Raw genomic sequence first — 250 nt, 5'->3', positions numbered from 1 at the left:
CAAGGTACCAAATGACTGCGACAACCCCACGCGCAATATCCCAGAGATATCCTCACGCTGGCTGTCCATATCCATTTGTGCTGCTTTTACCGTGTTAAACAGTTGCTCACAATGCTGATAGAACACCTCCCCCGCTTCGGTTAGCGTTAGGCTACGTGTGGTTCGTTGTACCAACTTGATGCCGATTGAGTCTTCAAGCAAAGCAACTTGCTTACTGATGTGAGACACGGAAACGTTCAAGCTTTTTGCA

Annotated in this window: 1 protein-coding gene; it reads right to left on the bottom strand. The window is 48.0% G+C overall.

All coding sequences use genetic code 11. The features are described from left to right. On the bottom strand, nucleotides 1-250 hold a 250-nt coding region (locus FTW16_RS01395; RefSeq protein WP_146489799.1), incomplete at both ends, for a LysR family transcriptional regulator.

The organism is Vibrio sp. T20 (assembly GCF_007858795.1).
Classification (GTDB): domain Bacteria; phylum Pseudomonadota; class Gammaproteobacteria; order Enterobacterales; family Vibrionaceae; genus Vibrio; species Vibrio satsumensis.
The sequence above is the reverse complement of the archived record's forward strand: the minus strand, read 5'-3'. Positions and strand labels throughout refer to the sequence as shown.